This is a genomic window from Candidatus Nitrosocosmicus sp. FF01, assembly GCF_047711275.1.
In the GTDB taxonomy this organism is placed as follows: domain Archaea; phylum Thermoproteota; class Nitrososphaeria; order Nitrososphaerales; family Nitrososphaeraceae; genus Nitrosocosmicus.
Genome location: NZ_JBLNIG010000003.1, coordinates 274,916 through 300,685, shown reverse-complemented (window position 1 = coordinate 300,685; position 25,770 = coordinate 274,916). Strand labels below are relative to the sequence as shown.

Sequence of the window (25,770 nt, the reverse complement as noted above, 5' to 3'; positions counted from 1 at the left end):
TGATAAAAAATTTTTTTTTGCTTTATAGGGCGTTAAAAGATTTTGGCTTAATACATGTCAATCCTGTGGCCATTACAAGGTGTTAGTCATTGCTGCAGAAAATTACAAAAACGGCAAAAGTTGTACTCAAAAGTAAAAAGCATATACAATAAATTATGCATTCATCCACCACTGGATAGCAGCATGTCTCTTAAAGACAAGGTAGTTATCGTTACAGGTTCGAGTAAGGGCATAGGTTTTGAAATTGCAAAAGAATTTTCAGAAAACAAGGATGCCCACGTTGTAGTTTGTTCGAGATCCTTAGAACAATCAGTGACTGCGGCTAAAAAGATAAAAGGATCTACTTTGGCGCTAGAAGTTGACGTAACAGATCAATCAAGCGTCAATAGGTTCATTGAAAAGGTAATAGAGAAATTTAATAAAATTAATGTCCTGGTAAATAATTCAGGTTATCCATATAATGAAACCATCTGGAACAAGCCGTTTCACGAGGGAACTATTGATGAACTCTTGAAAATAATTGACGTTGACTTAGTTGGAGCAGTTAGACTCTCGAGAGCTGTAATACCACATATGTTAAAGTATAAGGTTAGCCATTCAAAACAGAATAACTTTGGAAATGAAAAGAGATTGTCAAGTGATGAACAAGGTAATGACATTTATGAATCAGGAATGTTTAGCCTAGACAATTCAGAAGAAATTGATCGAATAAACAGCGGAGGAGTAATTATTACAATTTCCTCAACACCTGCAATTTCGGGGCGCACTGGTGGATTTCCATATACCATTGCTAAGGCTGGAAACATTTCATTAACCAAATGTATTGCAAAAGAGTATGGTAACAGTAATATTCGTGCCTACAGTTTAGCTCTAGGAAATATAGCAACTAAAGCCACTTATGAAGCCATATCGCAAGAAGTCAGAATCGAGGCAGCCCAAGAGGCACCCATGAAACGATGGGGTAAACCCGAGGAGGTGGCTAAAGTTGCCGCATGCTTGGCGGATGATAATTTCTCTTTCGCAACGGGTAATACTATTGTCATAGATGGGGGCACAGTTCTCCTTTAGGAGATTCGTCTATTTTAATATACTAAATATAATTTTCTCCTTTTTAAATAAATCAATTAATGTTTTTGATTTTTCACGATTCTCAAGCTCGAGGCTCAGGTAAACACCTGCAGTTCCCGCAGGAACATTGGAACTTAATCGATCATGCTCAACTTCTACAATGTTAATATTGGCTTTTGTTATTTCATCTACTATTTTTTTTAAGGCGCCAGGCTTATCGGGTAAATCAACAAAAATCTTTAACAACCTACCCGTTTGCATAAGACCTTTAGAAACTATTTGTCCAAGCAAATACATGTCGACATTTCCTCCAGAGATTACTGAAACAACTTTCTTACCTCTTCTCTGCGGTTTTGGCAACGAGAGTAGGTATGCAAGCGAAGCAGCTCCTGCTGCTTCTGCAACTATCTTTGATCTTTCCATAAGTAGAAACATGGTTTTGACAATGGATGGGTCATCGACTACTACGATCTCATCGACGTACTTTTTTACAATATCGAACGTTAAGTCACTTGGGGTTTTGATCGAAATACCATCTGCTATTGTATGCCCAGTGGCAAGTTTCGTTATTTTCTTTTTCTTAATTGATTCTCTCATAGTAGGAAATGCGGAGGATTCAACACCAATTATCTTGACTTTTGGATGAGAAGATTTCACTGCCATTGCAATACCAGAGATAAGGCCGCCGCCGCCAATAGGCACGTAAATCTCCTCAACATCATCTAATTGTTGGAGTATTTCCAGGCCTATTGTTCCTTGACCAGCAATTACTTCAGGATCATCAAAAGCCGGAATAATAGTCCTGTTTTCCCTTTTAGCATAATCTTTAACATATTCTGCCGACTCATCATAATCGTTTCCCTCAAGTATCACCTTGGCCCCGTAGGATCTAGTAGCAAGTATCTTGCTTGGCGAAGCGTTTTTGGGCATAACAATCACACTTGATATACTTTGAATTGAAGAGGCAAAGGCTACAGCCTGAGCATGATTTCCGGCCGAAGCGGCAATTACGCCCCCTTTTTTTTGGTCATCTGGAAGGTTACTTATCTTGAGCATGGCTCCTCTAACTTTAAAGGATCCAGTTTTTTGTAGACATTCAAGTTTTAGATGAATATTGTTTTTTGTAATGTGAGAAAATGTAGCAGATCTGATGAGATCTGTTTTTCGAATGTGTAATTTAGTTAATTGTTTCTGAGCGTCGATTATTCTTGAGATGTCTAATGAAGGAGAAATTTCTTATCTAAGATCTAAAGTGATTAGAATTATATAAGGATGTCTAATTATTGTAATTTTTTTTCTAGACGACTATTTTTATCATCGAATAGAAAAAAAGGATGGATTATGGTCCCGCTGAAGACGGGGTTTTACTGTTTCCAGTAAGGTTTTGATATGTTGATGTTTGCATTATCATCTCTTTGGCTTGTTTTATCAACTCGTTCCCATCACCAGTTACTGACCAGTGGAGGAATAGTATCTTCGGTGTTTCACCTAAGAGGTGATGATGTAAAGATGTCTCTGTCCAATCATATTTCTGCATTACTTCTCTCACGGGGATAACCTCAGAGTCAAGTAAGGCAAACTCTCCAAAGGCTGCCTTTAAGTTTCCGGTGTTGTTGCCCGTACCGTTACCACCACTGCTTCCATTTCCCATAAATATATTAGTATTATTCAAGACTGCTGGAACCATTTCAATATAATGACCAATACCTGAAAAATTATTCATTACTAATCCATCATTTCTTGTGATCTCAGGAGCTTGTCTATACACCACAACATCGCATAAATTGTAGTCTGGTATTGCTTTTCCTTTTAATTCGCTAACGAAGGTTGCACACTTTTTAGGATCATTTACAGGTTTACTTTTTTCATTAAACGTAAATACTTGTCCTACTTGTGTGTTGTTAGCGCTATCGGCCGGCGGTTGGGACTCTTTTTGAGATGTAGCAGATTGTGACTGTGCTAATATGTTTGGTACCTTGCCACTATTTGTAATGGGTATAATCATCATTGCAATGGCTAAAACACTAACAACTGACAATTTTGTGAGTTTATTCATTACAAACAGCCTATAAAACAAAGAATTTATAGTAAATATAATATGTTGTTTAATCCGTCATACAATATGACTCCTTAATTACGACTACCAATACTATATAGTTTTGACAAATTACGTTCTAGGTTCTCACAGATCAAAAGTTTTGGATGGTCAGTCCCTAAAAGGGAAAATACCAATAGCATAAATATTTTGCTATACACCACTATATATGTGGGGTATTACCATTCTATTGATGCATCTTTCAGACTTTCTTCATTCACGAAAAGACAATAAATCTTGCAAAATTTGCAGTTACAAAGCAAGAGATGAGACAGAACTTGAAAATCATTATAGACAAAAACATCCTCTCTGAGACAAATATATTAACAAGGAAATAATTGGTCAATAAATGATTTTGAGATTAATGAATATACTCTAGATATTTAGTCTTAGATTATTACTTCATGAGCTAAAATTCCACTACTCTCGTTATTTCTTTTGAAAACATATGTAATTCAATATATCATGACTCCTCAAAAAAGTAAAAAGAAATCTCAATTATTGAAATTTATTTGATCCGGAATAATCACATTATTAATTATTGGCGGTTGCAAATTAAATCCAAACAATGTCTCTAATAAACTCTAATCTAGCCCCTATAAGGTCTTTGATCTTTGTTTGTCCTAATCAATAACGAAGAAAAATATGATACTGGGATTTATTAGAGATTACTTTAAGAAATATCAAAATATTACAGTTCTCTTATCCAGTCTCTTGGTTGTGGCGGTCATCATTCGGTTGATATCTAATAATTCATTTGCCTTGATTAATGCTCAAAATCAAACTATTCAAATTACAAAAATCAATCATCCTCTACCCGTTGAGGGATATGACCAGTCACCTCCATGTTCCCTAACTGCGGTTATACACGCTTTTGATGATCCTAATCTAAGAGTATATCATTTTTCGCAAGCCATATTGATAAAATAATTATGGTATGCCAGTTGTATGATATTGGCTATCCAAATGCAACGTTGATTGGAGTAGAATACATGATTGATGCAAAAACTTTTGACTCAATACCAGATAGAGATAAACCTAATTGGCAGTATCACAAAGAAGAAATTTCTCCGATGAGAGCTAATCCTATATTTCCATTGCTTAACGATACTCAACAAGAGGGATGGCTTATCAAAATATCGAATTCTTATGGGAAAGTGATTCTGAACTGGAATCCAGTAGATAAACTTCCCGTATTTCCATCACAAATTCAGCAGGTACAGCATCCTTTCATGACAAACAAGATGGTAGAAAATAGTACAGAAAAACATGTAGGCTCCTTTAATCAGACATTGGATTACTAGGTGATATGATAGTTCTGTAAGAAAAAACTATAATTTTGCCATGTTTTTTATTAATTTTTCTTTTATGACTAACAATGGACTATTAGCGTCTTCAGAATCATATAGAATTATGCCCTTGTCTCTCATCCATTGAACCGCCATCATAAAGTTTTCCAAAATCTCTGTTTTTAATTTGCTTGAGTTGTTATCTGTTTTTATCAATTTTTGGAGACGAGAGTCTAACTTTTCATGCAATTCTTGCAATGAACTAAAAGAACCTTCTCGCTGCGATTCTTCTATTAAAATAAAATACATATGTGTCATAATTTTTTTTGTTGCTTCGATTTCTTTCACTTAATTCACTGCCTTTTTTCGAGATTATTCATGTCTGTAATTTGTATATGGTTTTTGATTTGGTAAAAGGTTTCAACGATATCCTTTGTAGAAGCACTCGATATGTCATGTGTAAATCTAGTATGATGTTTGAATTTGCTACTAGAATGAAATAATAGATAGACTTCCAAGAATCCAAATAAACTTGAAATATTTCTGATAATTTCATAAATATAATGGGTCATAATCTATTCAATTCCACGTCGTTACTTGTATGAGGTAAAATAATGTTACATCTTTTCAACTCAGCCAATAACTTTTTAAATTCTAAAAAAATAAAAATAGAGTTATAGGTAGCAATTCCCCCTTTATATTCAAGATTTTTCATTTTAGACTCAATGCTAATTGTTTAAGGTCTGCATCCAAGCCCGGTGAAAATTCTTGCGGAGCTTCTGGCATATATGGTATTTCACTTCCTTCAGGAAAGCCATCAATTACTTCAAGTTTACCTCCATCATCAAATGGTGAGTCGCCCTTGAAAATTGTGCTTAATAATGATGTTTCCCCTTTATTTGAAAACGTCCACATCTGATTGTGCAAATTTTTACTTTCCAAGTCTCGTACTTCAGGCATACCAGAAGTATCTATTCGAGGAACAGGTAGAGATTTGCCCCAATTTACTCCAAGAGTTTCCAAGGCCTTTGCAAATACCTTTTCATGCACTAAATCTCTCACTATCAAGTACGACACCGTAGATCTAAAGGCCTTATTATCACACATTTCATATAATCTACATTTTTGTAGTCTTCCTGTCGCTTCTAGCATCAAATTATACAACATGTTTAATACCAAATTACCACTATCATAGACGTAGGAAGCCGTCCAAGGATTACCTGCTGCATCTACAGGACGCGCACTCTGTGCTGCAACCAAGAAATGGTGAATATTCGGAGATTCTAAAGCAATTGACAAAGGTAGGTCATTAGGCTGTTCTGAATTGATCGATGCACCTTCTAGCAGAACATTTATCGTATTGGTAATTTGTTCAACATGGCCCATTTCTTCCGTTGCCATACTTCGAAGTAAATCCTGATACGGTTTTGCATCTCCTCTAAAATTCATGTTTTGGAAAAAATATTGCATCATGGTACGCATTTCTCCGAACTGACCTCCTAGACCTTCCTGTAAAGCTTGAGCAGCTTTAGGATCGGGTTTGTCTGCTGGAGGGATTGGATGAGGTATCCTTTTTATTGATAAGAACATAAATACCTTAGACCATCAAATTATATATTCATCTATCATTTTCAGATTGTTAAAATTAAACAATACTAGTAATTAGGAAGGAATTTTAGGAAAATCTTCACTTTTTTGCATTCATAATATCCGTCAGTTTTTGTCCTAATTCATATATTATTTTGCACAAAACTATCGCCAGAGTGATTTCCGATTCCAGTGAATCAAATAAAAATGAGTGAATTGTTATGGATATATATAAGAAACTAAATAACCTTGTTCATTCCCCTTTTTAAAAGGGACAAAAAGAATCAGACGATTTGAGTTTATGCTTTCAAATATACCATTTCAAATTGTATTATGTTATATAATATGTTAAACAATTCTAATTATGTCAAATCAAAATGATAAGGAATATGAAGAAGGCGCAGCAGGGACTAATAAAGATAGAAAAAGTGATCCACTAAAAGAATATTCGGATAAAGAGCCTATGACTCCTGCAAAAATTAACGCAGGCGAACCAACTGCAGTAAAAAGAGACTCTGGTGATCAGAATATAACATCCGAAGGCCAAACCGGAACCAACACTTCAGAAGCGCAAGAAGAATATAGAAAAAGAGGAATGACGAAGATTGAAAATGATTCCTAATTTTTTTTACGAATTTTAACTGATTGATATTTTTACATGGTCGAGTATAACCAAATATTGTTACTAAAATATCTTGTCATTAATGGCACAGTTTGATCCGGATCTATTAAAATTCTGAAACATATTAAATGATTTATTGGACGGTCAAAATTTTTTTATATCAAGAAACTAAGAGAGCATAAGGATTTCTTCCTTCTACTGTTATTTGTTGAATCAAATAAAAACCCCTCCTATAAGCCAAGCACATCAGATTTAATTAGATGAATTACCTCAACAATTTCAACACAATAACGAGGAAAAAATGTTCCAAATAGTTGTACAGAGAATTAATTACCTTTAAAAAGACTTTATAATAACTTCTTACACAAGACATCAAAAAAATAAGATGGTTCTTTGGATAAAAACACAACATGGATGTTATTTTTAACCTTTGTTAATTAATATATAATAATGAGCGATAATAGTTCAGAGGAATCAAACAGTTCTCAAAAAGATTTAGAATCTTCTCAAGAGAATCAACAAGAAGTTGGGGATGCAGAATCAAACCCAGAAACATCTGGTCCCACAGACAAAGTTAGAGAAGAAGCATTTGAGGATGCAGATAGTGAAGACAAATCGAATGAACCAGCATAAAAATTAATGATTTACCCTTTTTTATTGATTTGTATATCAAGCTTCTGACTGATTCTAAAGTAAGAAATGGTAAACTAATTATCGTTATTAGTGATTAGATAATAATATAATAATTCAAAGATGTTAAATGCTCAGAAAATACATTTGTTAGAATTTTGAAATAAATCTAAGAAGGAAATGAGACTTATCCCCTAAGACATTCTTATCATTAAAGCTAAGGGAAATTTTATTACTACTCCTTTTTTATAAAGATGTAATTATCTTTACATGAAAGAATTCAAGAAACGCGGATATCTTTATGTAACAATTACTTTTTTTGCAATTACTTGGCTAATACACGGAATAACAGCTTACAATCAATTTATTCAAGAGCAACAAGATCATCAACAACCTGTAACAACTAATCTCTTTTGGAACGAATTCATTAGACAGACAACAGAAAATTGGCAATCCGAATTTTTGCAACTGTCATGGCAGATAGGTGGTCTGATGATATTATTTGCAGTTGCCTCACCCCAGGACAAGGTAGGCGATCAACGAAAGGAAAGGATATTGGAAAAGATATTGGAAATGGAAATGGAAAAAAAAGAGTATGATCAATTTATGAGAAATCTAAAGGAAGAGTATCCAGACAAATAGGTTGAATTTATTTGCTCATAATTTTAAATCGAACTTGCAAAACTTTATCATGATTTACAAATCATTAGTCAGTTCAATGACTTTAAATGAACTATTTAAATGATTGTCATAAATTTACTACCGTTAAATACGATGCTCCCAATTAATTTGCATGAGTAATCAAACCAGGGATGAAAATAGTATTGATTGGAAAGATAATCGAATAAAATGGAATGATATATTAAAAAAGGAAGCGAGAGGTTACGAAAAAGGTGACGATTTAGGAGAGGTACAAGAAATAGGACAAGAGTTCGTGGTAACGGAGAGAGGCAGACTCAAAAAGAGCAAATTTTATCTCCCCAAGGCATTAGTGGCAGGATTTGATGGAGACGTGTTGTGGTTTAACATCACTGAAGACGAAGCAGAGGACAATTTTAAGAAAGATAACCCACCTAAGATGGGAGAATATTCACGCTATAAATCGGCTGCTGTAACTGAGCAACCTGATGTGCAGTCACAAGAGAAGACAGATTCATTACGTGATTTACAAGAATACATACCGCTAATTGAGAAAAGACAGATCGATAAGGTTGGAACAGATTCTTCATATACCCACCCTACAGCAGGAATTGTGGACTGGGATACGATCCTCAAGAAAGGAGTACGTACGGTCGACGAAATTTCAATAGGTGTGGTAACAGCGGTGAATGAAAATGGCGTAATAGTTACAACCGAAGGAGCAAAGGAAGAATTTAATTTCCCCAAGGACGAAGTTAGATCTTTTAATGGTCAAGAAGTCATTCTTAATGTGAACGATGAAAGATTGGACCAGTTCAAGGTGAAAGTTCCCCGATAGTAGATAATCTTGTCTATTATAATTGAAGGTTCAAGAATAATTAATGAAAAGTTAATTAGTATAATTTAACTGATCTGATTCGGGAGAAGACTGACAGTCACCAATAAAAGACAAGCTGTTTTATTCTCTGAATTACAGGTCATACTAACCTAAATTATACATGCATATTAATAAATAATAAAAGATTGATATATACCATAGATTAAGATCTTTGGTATATTCAGATACCTAAAATTAGTAAATTTTTTAATAACCCGATAATTATTACTATATATAACTAGAAGCTAGATAGACCAAAAAATAAAAAAATAGATTCTGCTACTTTCTCTATTTTCTGACGATAAGTTCAGGGAGATCCAGTATTAAATCTAAATCATGTCGTAATGTTACTTCTGTGACTCCAGCTACTTCTGCAATCTTAGCTTGGGTAAGCTCTTCATCATTTTCTTTACATGCCAAATATAGTGCTGCTCCTGCCAGACCCAAGGGATTCTTTCCCGCTGCCGACTCTGTCTTCATGATATTAGTTAAGGTTCTAATGGCTGCTCGCTTTGATTTCTCCGAAACAGAACATACATTACCAATCTTTATTATTTCCTTTACAGCATCCACCTGAGGTATCTTGAGATCAAGTTCAACCATTACTTTTCTATATATTCTTGCAACTTCTTTTTCCTTTAGATTAGTAATTTTTGAAATTTCCTTCAATGTTCTTGGAATTCCCATTTCTCGACAAGCAATATACGAAGCTACGGCTAAAGCACCTTTTATGGTTCTACCTTTGATCAACCTCCTTTCTTGAATTTTTCTATACAAGTAGGCTACCTTCTCAATCGCGTGCTCAGGAAGGCCCAATGCATCCTTCATAGTGTATAAATGCACAAAGGCCGCTTGCAGGTTTCTTTTTGATGAATCATTCGTTTGGGTACGTGTATCCCATGTTCTCCATCGTCCGATTCTGCTTCGCATCGAGATATCTATCTGTCGACCTGAGGCATCTCTATTAATTTTACCTATAACTGTTGATAAACCCCTATCGTACTTCGCCAATGATGTTGGAGCCCCGGTCCTAGATCTGAAATTAATTTCTTCGGGATCGGAGCTAATCCAACCAGAGTTTTCTTGTTGATGCTGGTCAATTATGACAGTGCCACATGCAGTACAAATTAACTCACCTGATTCTTGATCGGTAATTATATTAGTGGGTTTACTACATAAAGGACATAAGATAGATGAATACGAATTTATTAACTTTTGACTCATTTTGATATTTTCCTCCACATTTCGAGTCCTTTATATAAGGTGAAACCGTCATTTTATCGTTTCTATGTTAAAAATCATTAATTAAGGGCTGTGCTTATAGTTTATTTTCATTTTACTATACTGAATGGGATAGAAATTTAAATATCCCGTTCATTATTAATAAAAAATTTCAACTTTTTTCAACTATGTCTATAATGTATACGCTAATAATAACTGCGTATAATAAGTAAAACTATCAGTTCGCGTTTTTTTCATGATATTACATCATATTCACATCATTATAGAAAAATTGACCAATCAATAGTTTTTATTTTCCATCTAATGTGCAAGTAACTATTCATGTAATTTTCGGAAATAAAAGCAAATACCCGATCATTCTAGACGATCCTTATTTACCAGAATAATACTTTGACGCCTAACACCTTTCAAAAATAGGGAAAAAGCAATTGGGTATGACAGAAGAATTTATCCTCAAATAGAAGAAAAAGGGAATGACCCCACGATTGGATGTGGATAGGGTCACCAAAGCAAAGCTTATGACTTGTTTGATAGGAATTTTGAAACGAGTCAGACAATAGGAGCCAAGAGCAAGGATACAGGATAGATAATTTTACAGGAATTATTTTTAGAATATGGTCAAGCCTATCTATTTGCAGTAATAATTTATCTCAATATTGCTCGATTGGTTCATTAACAAAATGAAAAAAAACCGATTTAAATTTATCTAGGGTCATATTCTGATAAGATTATCTATAATTCTTATTACAGTAGTGCGATGAATGCCCTTTATAAAAGTGAAAAATGTTTTTAAATTAATTAATTTTCATATCAAGAATATAAGATTTTATGTATATGTAAAGCTATGACGAAGAATGCAACAAATAATGATAACGCAAAGGTTATTTTTTTTCACAAATTGATGAACTGGCAAAATATAATGCACACCCCATTTATTTGAAAGACTATGTATCTGCTCATAAGAATCCCCGTCCCGCTGGATTTTAGATCCTGACAAAATGAATCAGACATGTTTTGCAGATTATAACTATTGCACATGTTGAATAAACGAAGTAGAAGGAGAGATGTGAATGAAAGTAAATTTTGTATATTCAGATCTTAATCCTTGTGGAGGAGCGGAAAAATTCTCACTTGTTACGATGAGAGCATTTCTGAAGATGGGCTTTGAAATTGATTTAACCTCCCTAGAATTTCCAGATAGGAAAAGATTGGAAATGGCCTTTGGATATGAACTAGTTTCCGTCATGGACAAGGTTAAGAAAATAAATATTTTAGACATATTTGATTCCGAAAATATTAGTAGAAATGTAGAAAACGGATATGATTTAACAATCAATACACATGGTGACCTGGACCCTTACTATCATACAGCTTGCACAAAAAAAAATACGATGACGTATTGCCACTTTCCCTCTGCAAAACGTCTCATTGAGTCCGAAAATGAAGAATATTTTGGCAGGTATCTTAGAGTAGATCGAATGGAAAATGCTATCAATTCCTATTTAATTAATCAACAAAACCTCTATCACAATAATCAAGTCAGTATGAATTCATTCAATCTAAAAAGTTATGTTGAATGGCTCAGATTTGCATATGAAGCTATGATTAGAAACAGTACATTGATCACAAATTCTAAATATAGTCAACGTGCGATTCATGAGAGCTTTGGAATTAATGGTAGTTTGGTGATTTTTCCACCTGTTGACGTAAATACATTCAGGGAAGAATCACTCATACCCTCTATTAAGAACAAATGTAGAACAGACTCGATCATTGTGGTTTGTAGAATCGATCCTTCCAAAAAAATCGAGAGAGCGTTGCAATTAGCAAAAGTACTAAAGGGTAATAATATTGCGTCAGAAATGATAATAATTGGAAACCTCGATCCTTTTTTTTATAATTATTATTCTAGCCTTCGGGAAATGGTAATCGATTATGATTTGACTGACTATGTAAAGTTTGAAATAAACATCACCTTATCCGGTTTGATTGAACACCTCAAAACAGGTAATATCTTGTTTCACCCTAAAGATGGTGAGCATTTTGGCATGTCGATCGTTGAAGGAATAAGTGCGGGCTTGATCCCTATAGTTCCCTCTATTGGAGGTCAAACTGAATATGTTCCACACAAGTATCAGTACAGTACTCTAAACGAAGCGGCTATTATGGTATCAAAATTCATTTCGACTGCAGATTCTGAAAGACTTAAGTTAAGTGATTCGATGAACCAATTTTCAACAGAAATATATGATAAAAAAATCCAATTAGTTACAAAAGGCTTACTAACAAATGCCTGAACAGAAGGACTGTATATATCCGGAGGTTTATCGACCGAATCGGTAAATGAATCAATATAATAATTCTTTTAATTCCTATCCAAAGTTCAACTATTTATTGTTACCATTATGTTGTTAATTAATGGTAGATCATACTCAGTTTATACTTTTCACATTTAGAAAACTTTATCAAAATAGCCTCACAAGAAAAAATAGTTGAATCATCGTGAGCTGACTCTTGAGATACTAAAGGATCAAGTAGAAAGATGTGTACTATGTGATTTGTCAAAAAGTAGGATAAATGCTGTTCCTGGAAACGGCAATACCACAGATAAGGTAATGATAATAGGTGAGGCACCAGGGAAAAATGAAGATAAAAATGGAGTTCCTTTTATAGGAAGCGCTGGAAAAATACTTGATAAGGCGTTACAGGAAGGTGGTCTAGCTAGGAACGATGTTTATATTACGAATGTTGTTAAATGTCGTCCTCCTCATAACAGAGTTCCCACCGACAATGAAATTCAGATATGCACAAGTTCATATCTCAAAAATGAAATTAACCTCATTGCTCCAAAAATCATTTGTATTTTAGGAGCGACAGCATTAAAATCATTATTGGGATATGATCACATGGGTAAATACAGAGGTAAGATTATCGATATTGTCCCCCATAGATACTTTATTACTTATCACCCGGCTGCAACCATATATAATGCCAAATTGAAGCAGGTTTTTTTTGAGGATATGAGCAAGTTGGCTCGTATTGTAAAAGGGAATAAAAATACGATGGATAGATATTTCTGAAAATTTTCATAACCGGGTCAATCATCAAACCATAGTTGAAGAAAGAGACTGCAACAAATTAGATTCTCTGATTAATATCCAGAATAACTCAAACCACGTGGTATTTGTCAACAGATATTTGATTTCTTTACTTCTCAAATCTTATTTATGAATATAATTATTCTGATATACTACCAAAAAATTTTGAGGTAATTAGGTTCATGAGCCTGTTAAAAAGATTCCCGACAATATCGTAGTTGTCAATATCACAAGTAGAGTTTAGTGTAGCAATTCACTACTAAATAGTAATATTGCATTGTTTGACAACATTAAATACAAAATAAAAATGAATCAACATTAGAAGTGACTTCAGCACTCACTAACAAAAATGCTAATTCAGTTTACCTCAGAGTAGCCATTACTGAGCCGATTTTGTTAACCTGCATCGATGGAGCACCATTCTCTGATATATGTTTGTGTGTAAGAAAATCAATACCAGCTACTGAGCTTGCTGTTAAGAATTACTTGTATCATTTAATAAACAGTTTTTTGATATCGTATAAGGGAATGATGAAAATGTTTTTCATTACTCCAAGAGGATTAGACATGTTAGAAATAATATATTACCAACGTCGGAGAGGAGTAATGAATTATTCCGCACTTACTATTAAACTGGAGTAAATAATTGCCTGATTGATCCAAAAAGTCAATAAATTTCAATGTTAACATCACTATCAGCAGGATTACGATCTAGCTCTATTTTGGTATATTAGATGATAAGATGTTTATATTTTCAAATAATCTCGTAACAGATGCTTTACTACGATTTCTAATTGTCCAAGAAAATAGTTAAAAAAAGATTAAAAATCTATATAAGAACAAAAAAAATTATTAGCTCAGTGCGTCTTTTACCTTTTCCTTTGCTTTATTTAGCGTTTCGGAACTGGGTTTTCCTTCTGCATGATCTTTTGCAGTTTCGGCCTCTGCTCTTGCGTCTTGTTGTGAATTTTTCAATTTCTTTGCGGCATCATCAACAAAATTGTCTGTCATTCCTTAATCATGATTAACATTGTTTATAACCACTCAATGACATCCAAACAAGTATGAATTCATCAACCGCTTTTGATCAGTTTCTACATCACTACAAGGATACATAAAATATTTCTATCTTTCTGAAAAGTATTCAATAATACACAATCACCTAAGATTTTTCGTAACCATAGCCATTGTTGATTCAATATGTACTGGCAATAAGATAATGATGCGGTTTGAAGGTTTTAGGTTTGACAATTAAACTAGGTCAGGATTAAACTATCATGCCGTGTCTTTTGTAAATAGAACAAAGTCGGTGTGGAACTCATTGGTTAAATAGTAAGTTAGAGAGAGCCTTAAAACAAAAAATTTATTATTCCATTATGGTTGGTAAGTAGAACATGATCTTGAAAATAGACGCGGTTAAATAACCAAATAATAGTAGAAAATCCAAATACCTTGTAAGACTAATACTGAAATTACCGGTCTATACGCGTTTACCTCATAAAAGGCACCAATGATTAGGTAATTTATCAGAATAATACAGGATCACTGTTTTTATAGTATAGTAGATATTTCTTATCACCTAATCTAGATGGAGTCATTCTGCAAGTCTTAGAAAAGAGTCTCTAGCCCACTTTATTTTCTAAGGCTTGTTATTTTCCTGGCTGTTCTCAACAAATAGTAGATGATGTACAAACGATGGCAGTTATTGATTTCTAGAATCATTGCCAGTGTATATAATACCGGTGTTGAAAACAGGGGATCAATATGTCGATCTAAATATATATGCTAAATTATTTATTGTTACCATTACTAATTTGTGTGTCAACTTGTCTTAACCAACTTGAATGTATAAACCTCTGAAAACTCGAAATAATTCAATGAAAAACTCTGAAGTGTGACAAAAGGTTCAGCATTGTGAAATACAATTAGATCAAAATAAAATCGAAATTATGGAGGACAAGTCATTAGGGGTATCGTGACCGTCAGTGCTATTCCAAGTTTTGTTTGGCGATATTCGGGATAACTTGAATTAGAAATTTACAGGATTAAATTTGATATGGCGGGTTGGTCTTTCTTCTAATATTTGAGATTGTGCTATTTGACGGCTATTTGACGGCTATTTGACGGCTATTTGACGGCTATTTGACGGCTATTTGACGGCTATTTGACGGCTATTTGACGGCTATTTGACGGCTATTTGACGGCTATTTGACGGCTATTTGACACTAACCAAATTCGCTATATCATTTGGTACGGCCATCGAAGCCAAATCTAGTAATGGTCCATACCAAATACCGAATATGATCATAAATCCCAGTGCAAATAATAACACCGCTACCACGGGCCGGGGTTCCTTTTGTCTCACCCGATTCTCTCCTTCCTCCAGGTACATTTTTCTAATAATCCATGCATAGTATCCCAATGATAGTGCACTGTTAAGTACTCCCGCTATCGCCAGATATGGTCCCCACCATACCTGCTCTCCACTGTCAATTGCTGCTCCAAAAATCAGATATTTACCCCAAAAACCGTTAAGCGGAGGTACACCTGCCAGTGCCAATAATGCAATAGCTAGCACAAGGGCGGTAATTGGCATTCTGTAGCCTAGTCCCTTGTACTTGTCTAATGTATACCCTGCTAAAGTAATAATAACTCCAGCCGCTGCAATAAATGCTGCCGACTTCATTACTGCATGATTCATTATTTGAAGCAAAGATGCATCCAATCCGAAGTTAGAATATGGGGCTACTGCAAGTCCTATCAAAATATAGCCCGCCTGAGCAATACTGGAATAGGCTAAGATCCTGGGGATAGACTTCTGAGTTAATGCCCCAAGATTACCCAAAGTCATTGTAAATATCGCTATGATGGCAAGGGTAAATGTCCAATGCACGTTTAGTGCAATTAATCCGATAACAATAACTCTGATGGCCGCAGCAAATCCAGCTTTTTTGGTTCCAGCTGCAAGCAAAGTGGCTATTGTAGTAGGTGCTCCAGAATAAGTATCTGGTAGCCACATGTGAAACGGAACTAATCCCATCTTAAACCCAAATCCAGCAATAAATAATCCTACTGCCAATAGTGCGAAGGGCATCAATTGGGGATTCAGTTCGGTCATTGCAACAATTGAATCGTAAATATTAGTAGTACCTGTCAAACCATACACGATTCCCATGGCTAGAATAATTATAGCAGATGAAAGGGCACCAAACAAAAAGTACTTGATGGATGCTTCATTTGATACCGGGTCCCTCTTATTAAAAGCAGCAAGAGCATATGTCGGAATAGACATCAATTCCCAAGCTACTAGTAACATCACGAAATCTGTAGAGTATCCTATAAGTATCATACCGATACTAGATAGCAATATTAATGAATAATAAGCCGCATGGTTACTTTTCTTCTTCATATAACTCCAGGAAGAAACAGTCACCATTATGGAAACTATCAGAAAAGCTATCGAAAAGAATGCACCAAAAATATCATCTGCAATTACACCGCTATTCGTAAGTGAAAGTGCCGGAAGATTCTCACCAGAGAAGATTCTATAGATTACAACAGCCAGTGCTAATGCAAGCGCCCCAAAAGCAATGGCACTGTAAACCTTATTTTTAGAACCTCTCTCCTTATTGAGAGCATCTAAGACTGGTATTAATAGAGCTACACTCCCCAAAATTATGGTTACTAAAGCAGGTGTTGAAAAGATATCAATCATTGTAACTCACTCATTCTCCTTTTAACTCAATAATAACATGGTAATTAGTATTATGCCCGCGGAGAATACATATAGATATGTTTGTACGTTACCAGATTGTGCTGCCTTAGCCACTTTAGACATGAAAACCATTGAATGCTGTACAGATGGATTGATTCCATACATTAGTATATTTTCAAAGTATTTGTTGACTCGCCTATAAAAACCTAGGGGAATTACTACGCCTAACCAATACAAAAGCGAGTTAAGATACCACCTATTGTAGAGGAATTTCCACAAAGCCTTTGATACGACGTTTTCGTTGATTTTGTGTGGATCTGCAGCTCTTTTGATATAGAAAAGATATCCCAGAAATCCACCTATACCAAACGCAGAAACAGAAGCAATGACGGCTAGGGGGTTTAATTCCAAAGCATCTTGTGCTTCAGCATGGCCTTCAGCTTGTTGCTGTTGTTGTACAGCAACATCCTCATTTTCTGATACCACCGCCAAAGGTTCAATTCCACCCCCTTCAACAATACCAAAAGAAGTAGCAAGGTAGATTGAAAAGAGATGGTGAAGTTGTCCTTCAAAAGCAAATCCTACTAAACCTATTGCTATAGAAGCAATCGCCAATACTGCAAATGGCATCCACATCAATTGGTTTACTTCCCTTATATGATGCCCTTTGTTTTCGATATTTGTTACATTTTGGCTGGGTTTACCAAAGAATACTAGTCCGACCATTCTGAATGTATAGAAGGCAGTCATTACCGCTACAGTAATCGCTATGAAAAACAAGTATGAAGAAAATTCATAATTAGATTCTAAAATAGAAGCAAAAATTGCATCTTTGCTCCAGAATCCGGACGTAATCAGCGGTGCACCAGCTAAAGACAAACTTGCCAGCAACATGAAGATATATGTTTTTCTCATGTTCTTCCGCAAGCCACCCATATCATTCATGAATCTCGAATGTACCGTATGAAGAATAGCACCAGCGGCCATGAAAAGAGAGGCCTTGAATAAAGCATGGCTAATTAAATGGAAAAAGCCTGCAGTATACCCATCTACAAAATTTGTGCTTAAACCAGCTATACCCAAAGCTAGCATCATATAACCTATTTGGGAGCCAGTAGAGTATGCAAGTACTTTTTTTATTTCAGGATTTACCAACGCTTGTGTTGCTAGTAACATAGCAGTAATCGCTCCAACCCAAGCGACTATTTCAAAGAATTGTTGCATATTGAATACAGACAGTGCAAAGAACAAAGGTCCTATGCGTGCAACCAAGAAGACACCTGCCTTTACCATTGTTGCCGCATGGATTAATGCTGAAACAGAAGTTGGGCCAGTCATGGCTTCTAATAACCATTCATTTAATGGAAATTGAGCAGACTTGCCTATGGCGCCTCCAAATATTAGAACAGCGGCGGGCACCAGCAAATTCTGTTGCATCATCTCATGAGCCCAAGTTTGGTCTGCAAGCAGTTCTCTAAATCCAAACGTTCCTGCATACATGAATATCATAAACATGCCCGACAACATCATTATGTCACCAGCGCGATTAAGCAAAAAGGCCTTTATGCCTGCATGTGTTGGAGAGGTCCATTGAGGTATCCCCCATACAGTGTGTCCCTCCTTACCCACATAGTCTTTCTTTCTGTCCTGATACCAAAATCCAATCAGAGCATAAGATGCTAAACCTACACCTTCCCATCCAAAGAAAACCATCAAGAGATTATCAGACAACACAATTAACTGCATTGATCCAATAAAGAATAACATAAAGAACCAATATCGAATAAGTGACTTTTCTTTGTGCATGTACGAGACTGAATACACAAAAATGGCAGCAGAGATCCAAGCCACAAGATTACTCATTATAATGGCCAAAGGATCGGCTAATACCCCAGCTTCGAGGTTAAGCGCTGAAAACCAAGGAATTTGACTATGAATCTCACCATTTGACAATCCAACAGGAAGAATACTAAGAGCCAAAAATGCGCTTATTAAGGAGAAAGCTACCGCTACATAACTCTTCATTTTCTCGCTTTTTTTCCTTAAAAGTGGAATAAGTGCAGCTCCAATAAACGGGGTCATCCAAACAAGCCATGCATTAACCCCCAAGCCCTCAAATCCAATTGCGTCTACCATTTCAATCTACCTATATTGTAACATAGGAAACCAAATGGTTACCCGAAATTAAATGTGTCTTTTGCGTCTGCGGAGTTCCTAATGTATTAGTAACATTATTAACCCCGCCACTTTGCTCTTCACTTGCACCATTGCCCAACGTAGTATTCGTTTGGTTATTATTTTGAGATGAAGCAGCTCCGATCTTTACCGGTTTCAATTCATTAGGAGATTCATCATACAGATTCTCAACATATGCAATTATTGGCTTGTAAAGCAAATCTGGATACAAACCAAGAATCAAAGTAAGAGAAGCCAGTATTCCCATTGTAATTAAAACATACTTACTCGATTCTCGAACATTTTTTAATGTTTCTGGCACTACACCATAGAATATCCTCTTATACATCCACAAGATATATGCAGATGTTAATATTGTAGCAGAAATGGCCAAAGCAAAGGAGACAGCTTTCAAAGAGCTCCAGTCAACAACGGCATTCTGCAATGCTCCATTAAATAAAACCCATTCTGACATGAATCCGCTTGTAATGGGTACACCGATAATTGTTAGTCCGCCGATCATGGCAAAAACAGCAGTATAGGGCATTTTGCCTCCTAATCCACCTAATTTATCCATGTTACGTGTTCCAGTTTGTAAAATTACAGCGCCTACCATCATAAACAACAATCCCTTTCCCAAAGCATGAGTCACATACATGAATATTGCGCCACTTATTCCAAGAACGCTTTCAGAACCAATTCCAAACAGAAGATAGCCCATGGAACTGATACTTGAATAAGCCAATACTCGTTTGATATCCTTTTGCATCAATGCCATGGCTCCACCGTATATCATCGTGATCAATCCCCAAATATTGATGTAAATTGCATAGTCTGAATAGTTTCCAGGTCCAGAAAGAAGATCTATCCAAATTCTGATAAGACCATAAGCTCCGATTCCCGTCATCGCAGAAGAAATTAAAACTGTTATCGGGGTGGGAGCATCTGTATAAGTATCTGGTAGCCAAATATGCACCAAAAAAGCACCAAGTTTGACAGCGAACCCAATAATTAAGGCAGCAACAATTACTGCAATCCATGCCGAGGGGATCTGGGAAACATTAGCTTTTACGACATCATAGTCAAAGCCGCCAGATAAAAAACCCATAGCCATCAAACCTAGTAACATGATGACGGCTCCTACATGGGCCCAAAAGAAAAACATTAATGAAGTTCTTCTTCTCTTACCATATCCAAAAAAAGCTATTAAAAAGAAAGAAGGAACGAGCATTAATTCAAAAAATACATAAAATTCAAATAGATTAGTTGCTAAAACTGTGCCCAACATTCCCATTGCAAATACAAGATAAAGTGAATAATACAATCCCAGTTGTTCATTAAGATATGATTTTTGATCGGTTGTCGGTACTAAACTTGACATAGACTTGCCATCCTTTGCGGAATATAGTTCACTTTCCGCATCATCATAATAAGAACTATCGGTGGTGGATTTTGAATGTTTAAGCTGGTCAAATTGTATCAAAATTTTTCTCACCATATAAGGCTTTGAATAAATTACAATTACTGTAGATAAGAGATAAATTGTGATTGCAAATGGAATACTTAATCCATCTAGCTTTAATCCGAAATGGCCTAATTGACTCCAATCAAATATTTCTTGATAAGAACCCCCAGAACCTAGGTCAATACACGGAATAATTACTAATGTAGTGGATATAGCTAAAATTCCAAAAGTTAACCACGTTGTAATATTAATTCCCTTACGTCTACCTAAAAAATATACTACCGGAGATAATATCAAGGGCATAAATGTTGCCACCATAAGATAATAGGAAGAATCCACCATCTACATTCTCTTGCTCCGAATACCCCTACCTCAACGACATTAACTCCTTTTATATATTATACGGTTGAATAAAGAGAAAAAAGAAATATTTATTTGAAAAAATATATTAATTTTTGAGATTCTTGTACTCTGTAATATCTATATCTTTATAGAATCGGTAGGCTACAATGATAATTCCTAATCCCACTGCGACCTCTGCTGCAGATATAGCTATTGAAAACAATACAAAGATCTGACCCTCAGGACTAGGCAGCATCCTTGAAAATGCAATGAGCGCGAGATTAACTGCATTCGCTATCAATTCGATTGAAAAAATTAATCGAAGTGCATTTCTTTTTACAACTAAACCGTAGATCCCTATCGATATCAGGATTATTGCAATATAAAGAAAATCAGTTGGTTGGTTCATTTCGCTCCTCAATATCCTCCCTTCTAGCCAATGCCAATGCCCCGATCACGGCACTCGCTAATGTTAAAGCCAAAACAATCAGTACGGGAGAGTAATATGTTAATAACCCTTTCCCTATCGCCTGGACATCAAATACAGGGGCATTCTCGTTGAATTTAAGCTGTGTGACGGTCGAGTTCCCAAGAATGGAACCAGCCATTACTAAAAAGCCTAATCCCAACAAAATTCCTGCAATTTTTCTTTTCCTAGTCTCTTTTTTTGTAACAGTATTTGGTGCCCGAACTAGCATTACAGTAAAAATAATGAGTACCGCTACAGCTCCCACGTAAACTGCAATCTGAAACATGGCAACAAACGGTGCATCCAAAATAATAAAGTAACCGGCTATTCCCAACATCGATATTGCTAGTGCGATTCCACCGTACAGTAACTCTCTGCTCTCAAGAGATAGGATAGCTGAACCAACAGTAATAATTGATAATCCAATGAAAACACTATCGACCATGATAAGCACCACGTTTACCTATTTTTATCTCTACTTCCCCATCGTATTTTGGCTTAACTGCTAATTGTGCTGGAGTATAAATCAAATGAGATTTTGTATAGGATGATAGCTCAAAGTCATCAGTCATATATAAGGCATAGAATGGACAAGCATCAACACATAAACCACAGAAAACACACTTGCCATAATCTATTTGAGGCATTATAGATTTTTTATTTTGCTTCCATTGTTCATCTACTTTAACCATAGTTATGGCCTCAGCAATACCCTCACAAGCTATAGCACACAATTGACATCCGGTACATTTGTCGTGAAATAGGATATGTCTACCTCGAATCCCAGCGATTCCAACTCCTTTTTTTGGATCAAACTGGTAACCGTCACCAACAAATTTTAATTTTTCTTGTGGATAACGGAAGGTAAATCTTTTCATAACAACATGTTTTGTACCCGACTGTAGTGCTTTAATATAACCTGTAGCAGTGTTCATCTTATTGAAATCAATCCTCCCGGTCCAATAACTCCACCGTAAATCAACATCAATACGATGAACAGATTTATGAATGTTAAAACAATCAACTTGTACCATCCAGTATGCAAAAGAATATCGATTCTAATTCTTGGATTGATACCTCTTATGATCAGCATCAATAATATTACGATAATAGTTTTTATCATAAACCAAAATATACTATTTACTGTCACTGGATTGTAAAGCCCATCTAGTGCGAGCATTTGTAGAAGAGGCAGATTAGAGTCATGTGCTCCGGGTATTAATTCAGGTGGGAAAATTTGTGGGCCACTCCAACCACCTAGGAAAAGAACTACAAATAATCCCGCTAAGGCATATAATTTAAGATAACTTCCTAGCTGGATTAAACCATATAGCATTCCAGTGGTCTCAGTTAACCAACCTGCAACAATTTCACTCTCTGCTTCCGGTAAATCAAATGGAATTCTTTCAAGTTCAGCCAATGAGGATATAAAGAACACAAACGCATTGATTGGAAGTATAAATATATTCATAAAAAGATTTTGTGATCTTGCGATTTCTGTAAGATTGAGCGAGGAGGAGAGTATGACAACAGGTAATGCAGACAGGAAAAATGGAATTTCAAAGGCGATCATTTGATGTAATGCCCTCAATCCACCAATGAAGGGGTACTTGCTGTTACTTGCCCATGAGAACAAGAGTGCAATCAAAGGGAAGAATCCTAAAATGGCAAAGGCAGCAATCAAGCCTACGCTCACATCTGCCACTACCCATCCATCAGCAACCGGAATTAATGCTACAACTGCTGCAGCAGTTGATACGAACATTATAGGTGCAAGCCAAAATATCGGTTTATCGGATCCTGAAGGAACAATGATTTCCTTTGTGAGTAGTTTTAATCCATCCGCTAACAACTGGAATATACCCTCAACTTTTCCTGCATAAAGGGGTCCAACACGTAGTTGCATTTTAGCCAAAAGTTTACGTTCAATAAATATGGTAGCTGCTGCTATTAATGCTGCAAATCCAAATCCAGGGAAGATAGCCGCTCTGAACAAATCAGTATGGATGAAGAATTGTACTACGGGTAATGTTCTAGAGGGATCGACCATCATAGAAAAAAAGAGATATGGAGTTAATACCTCTCCATCAACTTCAGGTAATGGCACATAGAATAAGACAAAAAATATAATTGGAAGTATAAGTAACGTTACTAACGCAAGGATTACAAAAACAAGCCATACTATACTGCCAACAAAGTTTCCAAATCTGAAATCTGGAGTTAGAGAACCCATTATCTGTCAGCCTCCACAGGCCAATAATTCAAAGACCAATATATAGCAGGCATATCCCCAAGTTTTGAACCAGTAAGCAAGAATGGCAGTGCAAGCAAATTTCTAAATGAACCTACAGATGCTTTCACCCTATATGGTTTAGGCGAACCATCACTAACTACATGGTATCCCAATGCACCTCTTCCAGATTCCACCCGCTTGTAGGTTTCGCCCGGAGAGCTCTTTATATTAAACTGCAATTTCTCCCGAACGTCTCCTGATTCAGGCATCTTGTCAATAAGCTGTCTGATAATGTGACAAGATTCTCGCATGTCAAGTAGTGGTACATATGCCCTTGCAAACGAATCACAGGTTTTCATATACTGTACTTGAAAATCAATCTCGTTGTAAACGTCATACGGTTCTACTTTTCGCACATCGAAAGGTACTCCAGAAGCCCTCAATACAGACCCAGTTACCCCCAGTTTTATTGCATCTTCTTTTGTTAATATTCCAACTCCTTCTGTTCTCTGCCTTAATAATGGGTTATTAAAAAAGATGTCTTCATATTCCTTTAATCTTTTTTCAAAATAATTAACCTGTGCCAAGCATTTTTCTTTAAAATTATTGGGAATATCACACCTAACTCCACCAGGAATACTAAAAGCATTAGTAATTCTTGCACCAGTCAAACGCTCAAGTAAATCAATCAGCAATTCCCTATCACCGGCCGGCCACATAAACATTGTAGAATGTCCCAGAAAAATACCATAAATAGCCAACCAGTAAAGAGTGTACGATAATCTGCTTAACTCAGATGCCAAAGCACGTATGAACTGTCCTCGTCGAGGAACAGTAATTCCCACAAGATCTTCAACCGCTAAACTATATGAATAAGTAATATTACAAGAATCATGTATTACGGGACGTTCCAAGTGAGGAATGTTCTGAAAATGATTTCGGTATTCACACATTTTTTCATGTCCCCTATGCACGTAACCAGGATCTGGATCGACGTATACAATATAGTCACCATCCACTTTGATAACGAACCTAAAATGTCCTGAGCCTGGATGTTGTGGCCCAACACTTAAAGTCATTAATCGATCTTCTTCTGTTTCCCTTGTTATCTGAAGCGCCAATTTTTTTGCTTCACTTATTTTCTCTTCTATATTACTCATTTCATTTATCTCCCCTTGATTCTAAAGTCCTTTCGAAGTGGGGGTATATCTGCCCAATCTTCAGGTAGGATAAACCGTTCATTTCGTGGATGACCCAGAAAGTAAACACCCAACATTTCATAAGTCTCACGCTCATGGTATTCCACACTAGGGAATATATTTATCAAACTATTAGATTTTGGATCGTCCCTGTTAACGCGGGTTGACAAAATAACAATGTATGGGTAGTAATCGATATTACTGTAAGAACCCAAATGATAGTTGAGTTCAATTTCATTGTCAGCAGGATAATCTGTTCCTGAAGCAGATTCGGCATGATCAAAACCATGATTGTTTCTTAAGAAAAGGGCAGTCTCAACCAAATTTTCTGGTTTCACCATTATTTTTGAGCGATATTCCTTTTTGTAAACTATTTTTGCGTTATCACCAAAGTTACTAATTATCGACGTAAGTAAAGTATTAGATAGCGGGTAATTCGAGTCTTCTTCTTTAAGTGATATCTCATTTTCCTGTGTGGTTTTTGTAGAGTTTTTATCCATTACTTTATTTTCGACCTTTTAATTTTTTCTTGCAATAGCATAGTTCCCTGTATCAACGTCTCTGGTCTTGGTGGACATCCAGGAACATACACATCTACAGGTATGATGCTATCACAACCCGGCAAGACATTATAAGAATCCAAATATAGTCCCCCAGTAATTGCGCAAGCACCCATGGCTATCACATACTTTGGTTCAGGCATCTGATCGTAAACCATTCTCAATCGGGGTGCCATTTTTCTAGTTACCGTTCCTTGGACCACTATAAGGTCGCATTGACGCAAGGATCCAAAAGCTTCAAGAATACCAAATCTCTCAGCATCATATCTTGGACTTGATACTGCTCCAAATTCAACACTACAACAAGCAGTTTCTAAATGAACCGGCCATAATGACCAAACACGACCCCAATTTATAGCATATCCGAGGGGTTCATCCAAAGCTTTTACAAGCACATCACCTAGCTTTGATACTAAAACATTAAAATTGGTAGGGTTAACGAGATCTTTTATCATACCTCTACAC

26 protein-coding genes are annotated in these 25,770 nt (G+C 35.8%); 10 read left to right on the top strand and 16 right to left on the bottom strand.

Translation table 11 applies throughout. The annotated features are described in order from the left end of the window. The first annotated feature begins 54 nt into the window (after positions 1–54). Complete coding sequence (locus tag ACMT7R_RS11615; RefSeq protein ID WP_415312099.1) at positions 55–1,068, top strand: SDR family NAD(P)-dependent oxidoreductase; 1,014 nt, start codon at positions 55–57, stop codon at positions 1,066–1,068. 9 nt (positions 1,069–1,077) lie between these two features. On the opposite strand, the gene ilvA is transcribed toward ACMT7R_RS11615, so the two are convergent. Next, a complete protein-coding gene (gene ilvA, locus ACMT7R_RS11610; RefSeq protein WP_415312203.1) occupies positions 1,078–2,238 on the bottom strand; it encodes a threonine ammonia-lyase in 1,161 nt (386 codons plus the stop codon). A 169-nt stretch (positions 2,239–2,407) separates the two neighbouring features. After that, a complete protein-coding gene (locus tag ACMT7R_RS11605; RefSeq protein ID WP_415312098.1) occupies positions 2,408–3,124 on the bottom strand; it encodes a DUF1259 domain-containing protein in 717 nt (238 codons plus the stop codon). Between the two features lie 684 nt (positions 3,125–3,808). Here ACMT7R_RS11605 and ACMT7R_RS11600 point away from each other — a divergent pair. Both ACMT7R_RS11600 and ACMT7R_RS11595 read left to right on the top strand, forming a co-directional pair. Further along, positions 3,809–4,093, top strand: coding sequence for a hypothetical protein (locus tag ACMT7R_RS11600; protein WP_415312096.1), 285 nt, complete (start codon positions 3,809–3,811; stop codon positions 4,091–4,093). Between the two features lie 2 nt (positions 4,094–4,095). Beyond that, positions 4,096–4,467 carry a DUF1264 domain-containing protein gene (locus ACMT7R_RS11595; RefSeq protein ID WP_415312095.1) on the top strand — a complete coding sequence of 124 codons (372 nt, stop codon included), beginning with the start codon at positions 4,096–4,098 and terminating at the stop codon, positions 4,465–4,467. A gap of 27 nt (positions 4,468–4,494) precedes the next feature. Here ACMT7R_RS11595 and ACMT7R_RS11590 read toward each other — a convergent pair whose 3' ends face one another. Together ACMT7R_RS11590 and ACMT7R_RS11585 are read right to left on the bottom strand one after the other, a co-directional pair. Next, a complete protein-coding gene (locus ACMT7R_RS11590; protein WP_415312093.1) occupies positions 4,495–4,800 on the bottom strand; it encodes a hypothetical protein in 306 nt (101 codons plus the stop codon). A 363-nt stretch (positions 4,801–5,163) separates the two neighbouring features. Next, positions 5,164–6,042 carry a manganese catalase family protein gene (locus tag ACMT7R_RS11585; protein WP_415312091.1) on the bottom strand — a complete coding sequence of 293 codons (879 nt, stop codon included), beginning with the start codon at positions 6,040–6,042 and terminating at the stop codon, positions 5,164–5,166. A gap of 361 nt (positions 6,043–6,403) precedes the next feature. On the opposite strand from ACMT7R_RS11585, the gene ACMT7R_RS11580 reads away from it, so the two are divergent. From ACMT7R_RS11580 to ACMT7R_RS11565, 4 genes are all read left to right on the top strand, one after another. Beyond that, complete coding sequence (locus ACMT7R_RS11580) at positions 6,404–6,661, top strand: hypothetical protein (RefSeq protein WP_415312089.1); 258 nt, start codon at positions 6,404–6,406, stop codon at positions 6,659–6,661. A 450-nt stretch (positions 6,662–7,111) separates the two neighbouring features. Further along, positions 7,112–7,294: a hypothetical protein gene (locus ACMT7R_RS11575; RefSeq protein ID WP_415312087.1), complete on the top strand. Its 183-nt coding sequence runs from the start codon at positions 7,112–7,114 to the stop codon at positions 7,292–7,294. Between the two features lie 267 nt (positions 7,295–7,561). Continuing rightward, positions 7,562–7,933, top strand: coding sequence for a DUF6766 family protein (locus ACMT7R_RS11570; RefSeq protein ID WP_415312085.1), 372 nt, complete (start codon positions 7,562–7,564; stop codon positions 7,931–7,933). Positions 7,934–8,084: 151 nt separating this feature from the next. Next, entirely contained in the window at positions 8,085–8,768 is a 684-nt protein-coding gene (locus ACMT7R_RS11565; RefSeq protein WP_415312083.1) for a hypothetical protein, read from the top strand. Positions 8,769–9,095: 327 nt separating this feature from the next. Here the strand turns inward: ACMT7R_RS11565 and ACMT7R_RS11560 are convergent, their stop codons facing one another. Then, positions 9,096–10,031, bottom strand: coding sequence for a transcription initiation factor IIB (locus tag ACMT7R_RS11560; protein WP_415312082.1), 936 nt, complete (start codon positions 10,029–10,031; stop codon positions 9,096–9,098). Between the two features lie 1,088 nt (positions 10,032–11,119). Between ACMT7R_RS11560 and ACMT7R_RS11555 the strand changes: the two genes are divergently transcribed. From ACMT7R_RS11555 to ACMT7R_RS11545, 3 genes are all read left to right on the top strand, one after another. After that, on the top strand, positions 11,120–12,346 hold the full coding sequence (locus tag ACMT7R_RS11555; RefSeq protein ID WP_415312080.1) for a glycosyltransferase: 1,227 nt from the start codon (positions 11,120–11,122) through the stop codon (positions 12,344–12,346). Between the two features lie 195 nt (positions 12,347–12,541). Beyond that, positions 12,542–13,129, top strand: a complete 588-nt coding sequence (locus tag ACMT7R_RS11550) for a uracil-DNA glycosylase (RefSeq protein WP_415312079.1) — start codon at positions 12,542–12,544, stop codon at positions 13,127–13,129. Between the two features lie 342 nt (positions 13,130–13,471). Then, positions 13,472–13,789: a hypothetical protein gene (locus ACMT7R_RS11545; RefSeq protein WP_415312078.1), complete on the top strand. Its 318-nt coding sequence runs from the start codon at positions 13,472–13,474 to the stop codon at positions 13,787–13,789. Between the two features lie 210 nt (positions 13,790–13,999). On the opposite strand, the gene ACMT7R_RS11540 is transcribed toward ACMT7R_RS11545, so the two are convergent. The 11 genes from ACMT7R_RS11540 to ACMT7R_RS11490 form a co-directional block, all read right to left on the bottom strand. Next, the gene (locus tag ACMT7R_RS11540; protein ID WP_415312076.1) at positions 14,000–14,158 is read right to left on the bottom strand and encodes a hypothetical protein; all 159 of its coding nucleotides are present in this window, start codon (positions 14,156–14,158) and stop codon (positions 14,000–14,002) included. 1,204 nt (positions 14,159–15,362) lie between these two features. Further along, positions 15,363–16,862, bottom strand: a complete 1,500-nt coding sequence (locus ACMT7R_RS11535; protein ID WP_415312075.1) for an NADH-quinone oxidoreductase subunit N — start codon at positions 16,860–16,862, stop codon at positions 15,363–15,365. Between the two features lie 21 nt (positions 16,863–16,883). Beyond that, positions 16,884–18,998 carry an NADH-quinone oxidoreductase subunit L gene (locus ACMT7R_RS11530; RefSeq protein ID WP_415312074.1) on the bottom strand — a complete coding sequence of 705 codons (2,115 nt, stop codon included), beginning with the start codon at positions 18,996–18,998 and terminating at the stop codon, positions 16,884–16,886. Between the two features lie 10 nt (positions 18,999–19,008). Continuing rightward, positions 19,009–20,844, bottom strand: coding sequence for a complex I subunit 4 family protein (locus ACMT7R_RS11525; RefSeq protein WP_415312073.1), 1,836 nt, complete (start codon positions 20,842–20,844; stop codon positions 19,009–19,011). 106 nt (positions 20,845–20,950) lie between these two features. Then, a complete protein-coding gene (nuoK, locus tag ACMT7R_RS11520) occupies positions 20,951–21,253 on the bottom strand; it encodes an NADH-quinone oxidoreductase subunit NuoK (protein WP_415312071.1) in 303 nt (100 codons plus the stop codon). Further along, a complete protein-coding gene (locus ACMT7R_RS11515; RefSeq protein ID WP_415312069.1) occupies positions 21,237–21,758 on the bottom strand; it encodes an NADH-quinone oxidoreductase subunit J in 522 nt (173 codons plus the stop codon). The genes nuoK and ACMT7R_RS11515 overlap by 17 nt, the downstream gene beginning before the upstream one ends. Beyond that, positions 21,748–22,248: a 4Fe-4S binding protein gene (locus ACMT7R_RS11510; RefSeq protein WP_415312068.1), complete on the bottom strand. Its 501-nt coding sequence runs from the start codon at positions 22,246–22,248 to the stop codon at positions 21,748–21,750. Before ACMT7R_RS11510 ends, ACMT7R_RS11515 begins: the two co-directional genes overlap by 11 nt. Then, positions 22,245–23,546 (bottom strand): complex I subunit 1/NuoH family protein, encoded by a 1,302-nt coding sequence (locus ACMT7R_RS11505; protein WP_415312067.1) that lies wholly within the window; start codon positions 23,544–23,546, stop codon positions 22,245–22,247. The genes ACMT7R_RS11510 and ACMT7R_RS11505 overlap by 4 nt, the downstream gene beginning before the upstream one ends. Next, a complete protein-coding gene (locus ACMT7R_RS11500) occupies positions 23,546–24,625 on the bottom strand; it encodes an NADH-quinone oxidoreductase subunit D (RefSeq protein ID WP_415312202.1) in 1,080 nt (359 codons plus the stop codon). The genes ACMT7R_RS11505 and ACMT7R_RS11500 overlap by 1 nt, the downstream gene beginning before the upstream one ends. A gap of 86 nt (positions 24,626–24,711) precedes the next feature. After that, positions 24,712–25,245, bottom strand: coding sequence for an NADH-quinone oxidoreductase subunit C (locus ACMT7R_RS11495; RefSeq protein WP_415312064.1), 534 nt, complete (start codon positions 25,243–25,245; stop codon positions 24,712–24,714). Next, complete coding sequence (locus tag ACMT7R_RS11490) at positions 25,245–25,760, bottom strand: NADH-quinone oxidoreductase subunit B (protein ID WP_415312063.1); 516 nt, start codon at positions 25,758–25,760, stop codon at positions 25,245–25,247. Before ACMT7R_RS11490 ends, ACMT7R_RS11495 begins: the two co-directional genes overlap by 1 nt. Positions 25,761–25,770: the final 10 nt, after the last annotated feature.

Bases quoted from the DNA above. Each gene is read 5' to 3' on its own strand.
- ACMT7R_RS11600 (WP_415312096.1), top strand. From the start codon at position 3,809: ATGATACTGGGATTTATTAGAGATTACTTTAAGAAATATCAAAATATT.
- nuoK (WP_415312071.1), bottom strand. From the start codon at position 21,253: ATGAACCAACCAACTGATTTTCTTTATATTGCAATAATCCTGATATCG.
- ACMT7R_RS11555 (WP_415312080.1), top strand. From the start codon at position 11,120: ATGAAAGTAAATTTTGTATATTCAGATCTTAATCCTTGTGGAGGAGCG.
- ACMT7R_RS11580 (WP_415312089.1), top strand. From the start codon at position 6,404: ATGTCAAATCAAAATGATAAGGAATATGAAGAAGGCGCAGCAGGGACT.
- ACMT7R_RS11530 (WP_415312074.1), bottom strand. From the start codon at position 18,998: ATGGTAGACGCAATTGGATTTGAGGGCTTGGGGGTTAATGCATGGCTT.
- ACMT7R_RS11565 (WP_415312083.1), top strand. From the start codon at position 8,085: ATGAGTAATCAAACCAGGGATGAAAATAGTATTGATTGGAAAGATAAT.
- ACMT7R_RS11525 (WP_415312073.1), bottom strand. From the start codon at position 20,844: ATGGTGGATTCTTCCTATTATCTTATGGTGGCAACATTTATGCCCTTG.
- ACMT7R_RS11505 (WP_415312067.1), bottom strand. From the start codon at position 23,546: ATGGGTTCTCTAACTCCAGATTTCAGATTTGGAAACTTTGTTGGCAGT.
- ACMT7R_RS11605 (WP_415312098.1), bottom strand. From the start codon at position 3,124: ATGAATAAACTCACAAAATTGTCAGTTGTTAGTGTTTTAGCCATTGCA.
- ACMT7R_RS11510 (WP_415312068.1), bottom strand. From the start codon at position 22,248: ATGAACACTGCTACAGGTTATATTAAAGCACTACAGTCGGGTACAAAA.
- ACMT7R_RS11575 (WP_415312087.1), top strand. From the start codon at position 7,112: ATGAGCGATAATAGTTCAGAGGAATCAAACAGTTCTCAAAAAGATTTA.
- ACMT7R_RS11495 (WP_415312064.1), bottom strand. From the start codon at position 25,245: ATGGATAAAAACTCTACAAAAACCACACAGGAAAATGAGATATCACTT.
- ACMT7R_RS11615 (WP_415312099.1), top strand. From the start codon at position 55: ATGTCAATCCTGTGGCCATTACAAGGTGTTAGTCATTGCTGCAGAAAA.
- ACMT7R_RS11585 (WP_415312091.1), bottom strand. From the start codon at position 6,042: ATGTTCTTATCAATAAAAAGGATACCTCATCCAATCCCTCCAGCAGAC.
- ACMT7R_RS11515 (WP_415312069.1), bottom strand. From the start codon at position 21,758: ATGGTCGATAGTGTTTTCATTGGATTATCAATTATTACTGTTGGTTCA.
- ACMT7R_RS11500 (WP_415312202.1), bottom strand. From the start codon at position 24,625: ATGACTTTAAGTGTTGGGCCACAACATCCAGGCTCAGGACATTTTAGG.
- ACMT7R_RS11535 (WP_415312075.1), bottom strand. From the start codon at position 16,862: ATGATTGATATCTTTTCAACACCTGCTTTAGTAACCATAATTTTGGGG.
- ACMT7R_RS11560 (WP_415312082.1), bottom strand. From the start codon at position 10,031: ATGAGTCAAAAGTTAATAAATTCGTATTCATCTATCTTATGTCCTTTA.
- ACMT7R_RS11490 (WP_415312063.1), bottom strand. From the start codon at position 25,760: ATGATAAAAGATCTCGTTAACCCTACCAATTTTAATGTTTTAGTATCA.
- ACMT7R_RS11570 (WP_415312085.1), top strand. From the start codon at position 7,562: ATGAAAGAATTCAAGAAACGCGGATATCTTTATGTAACAATTACTTTT.
- ACMT7R_RS11540 (WP_415312076.1), bottom strand. From the start codon at position 14,158: ATGACAGACAATTTTGTTGATGATGCCGCAAAGAAATTGAAAAATTCA.
- ACMT7R_RS11595 (WP_415312095.1), top strand. From the start codon at position 4,096: ATGGTATGCCAGTTGTATGATATTGGCTATCCAAATGCAACGTTGATT.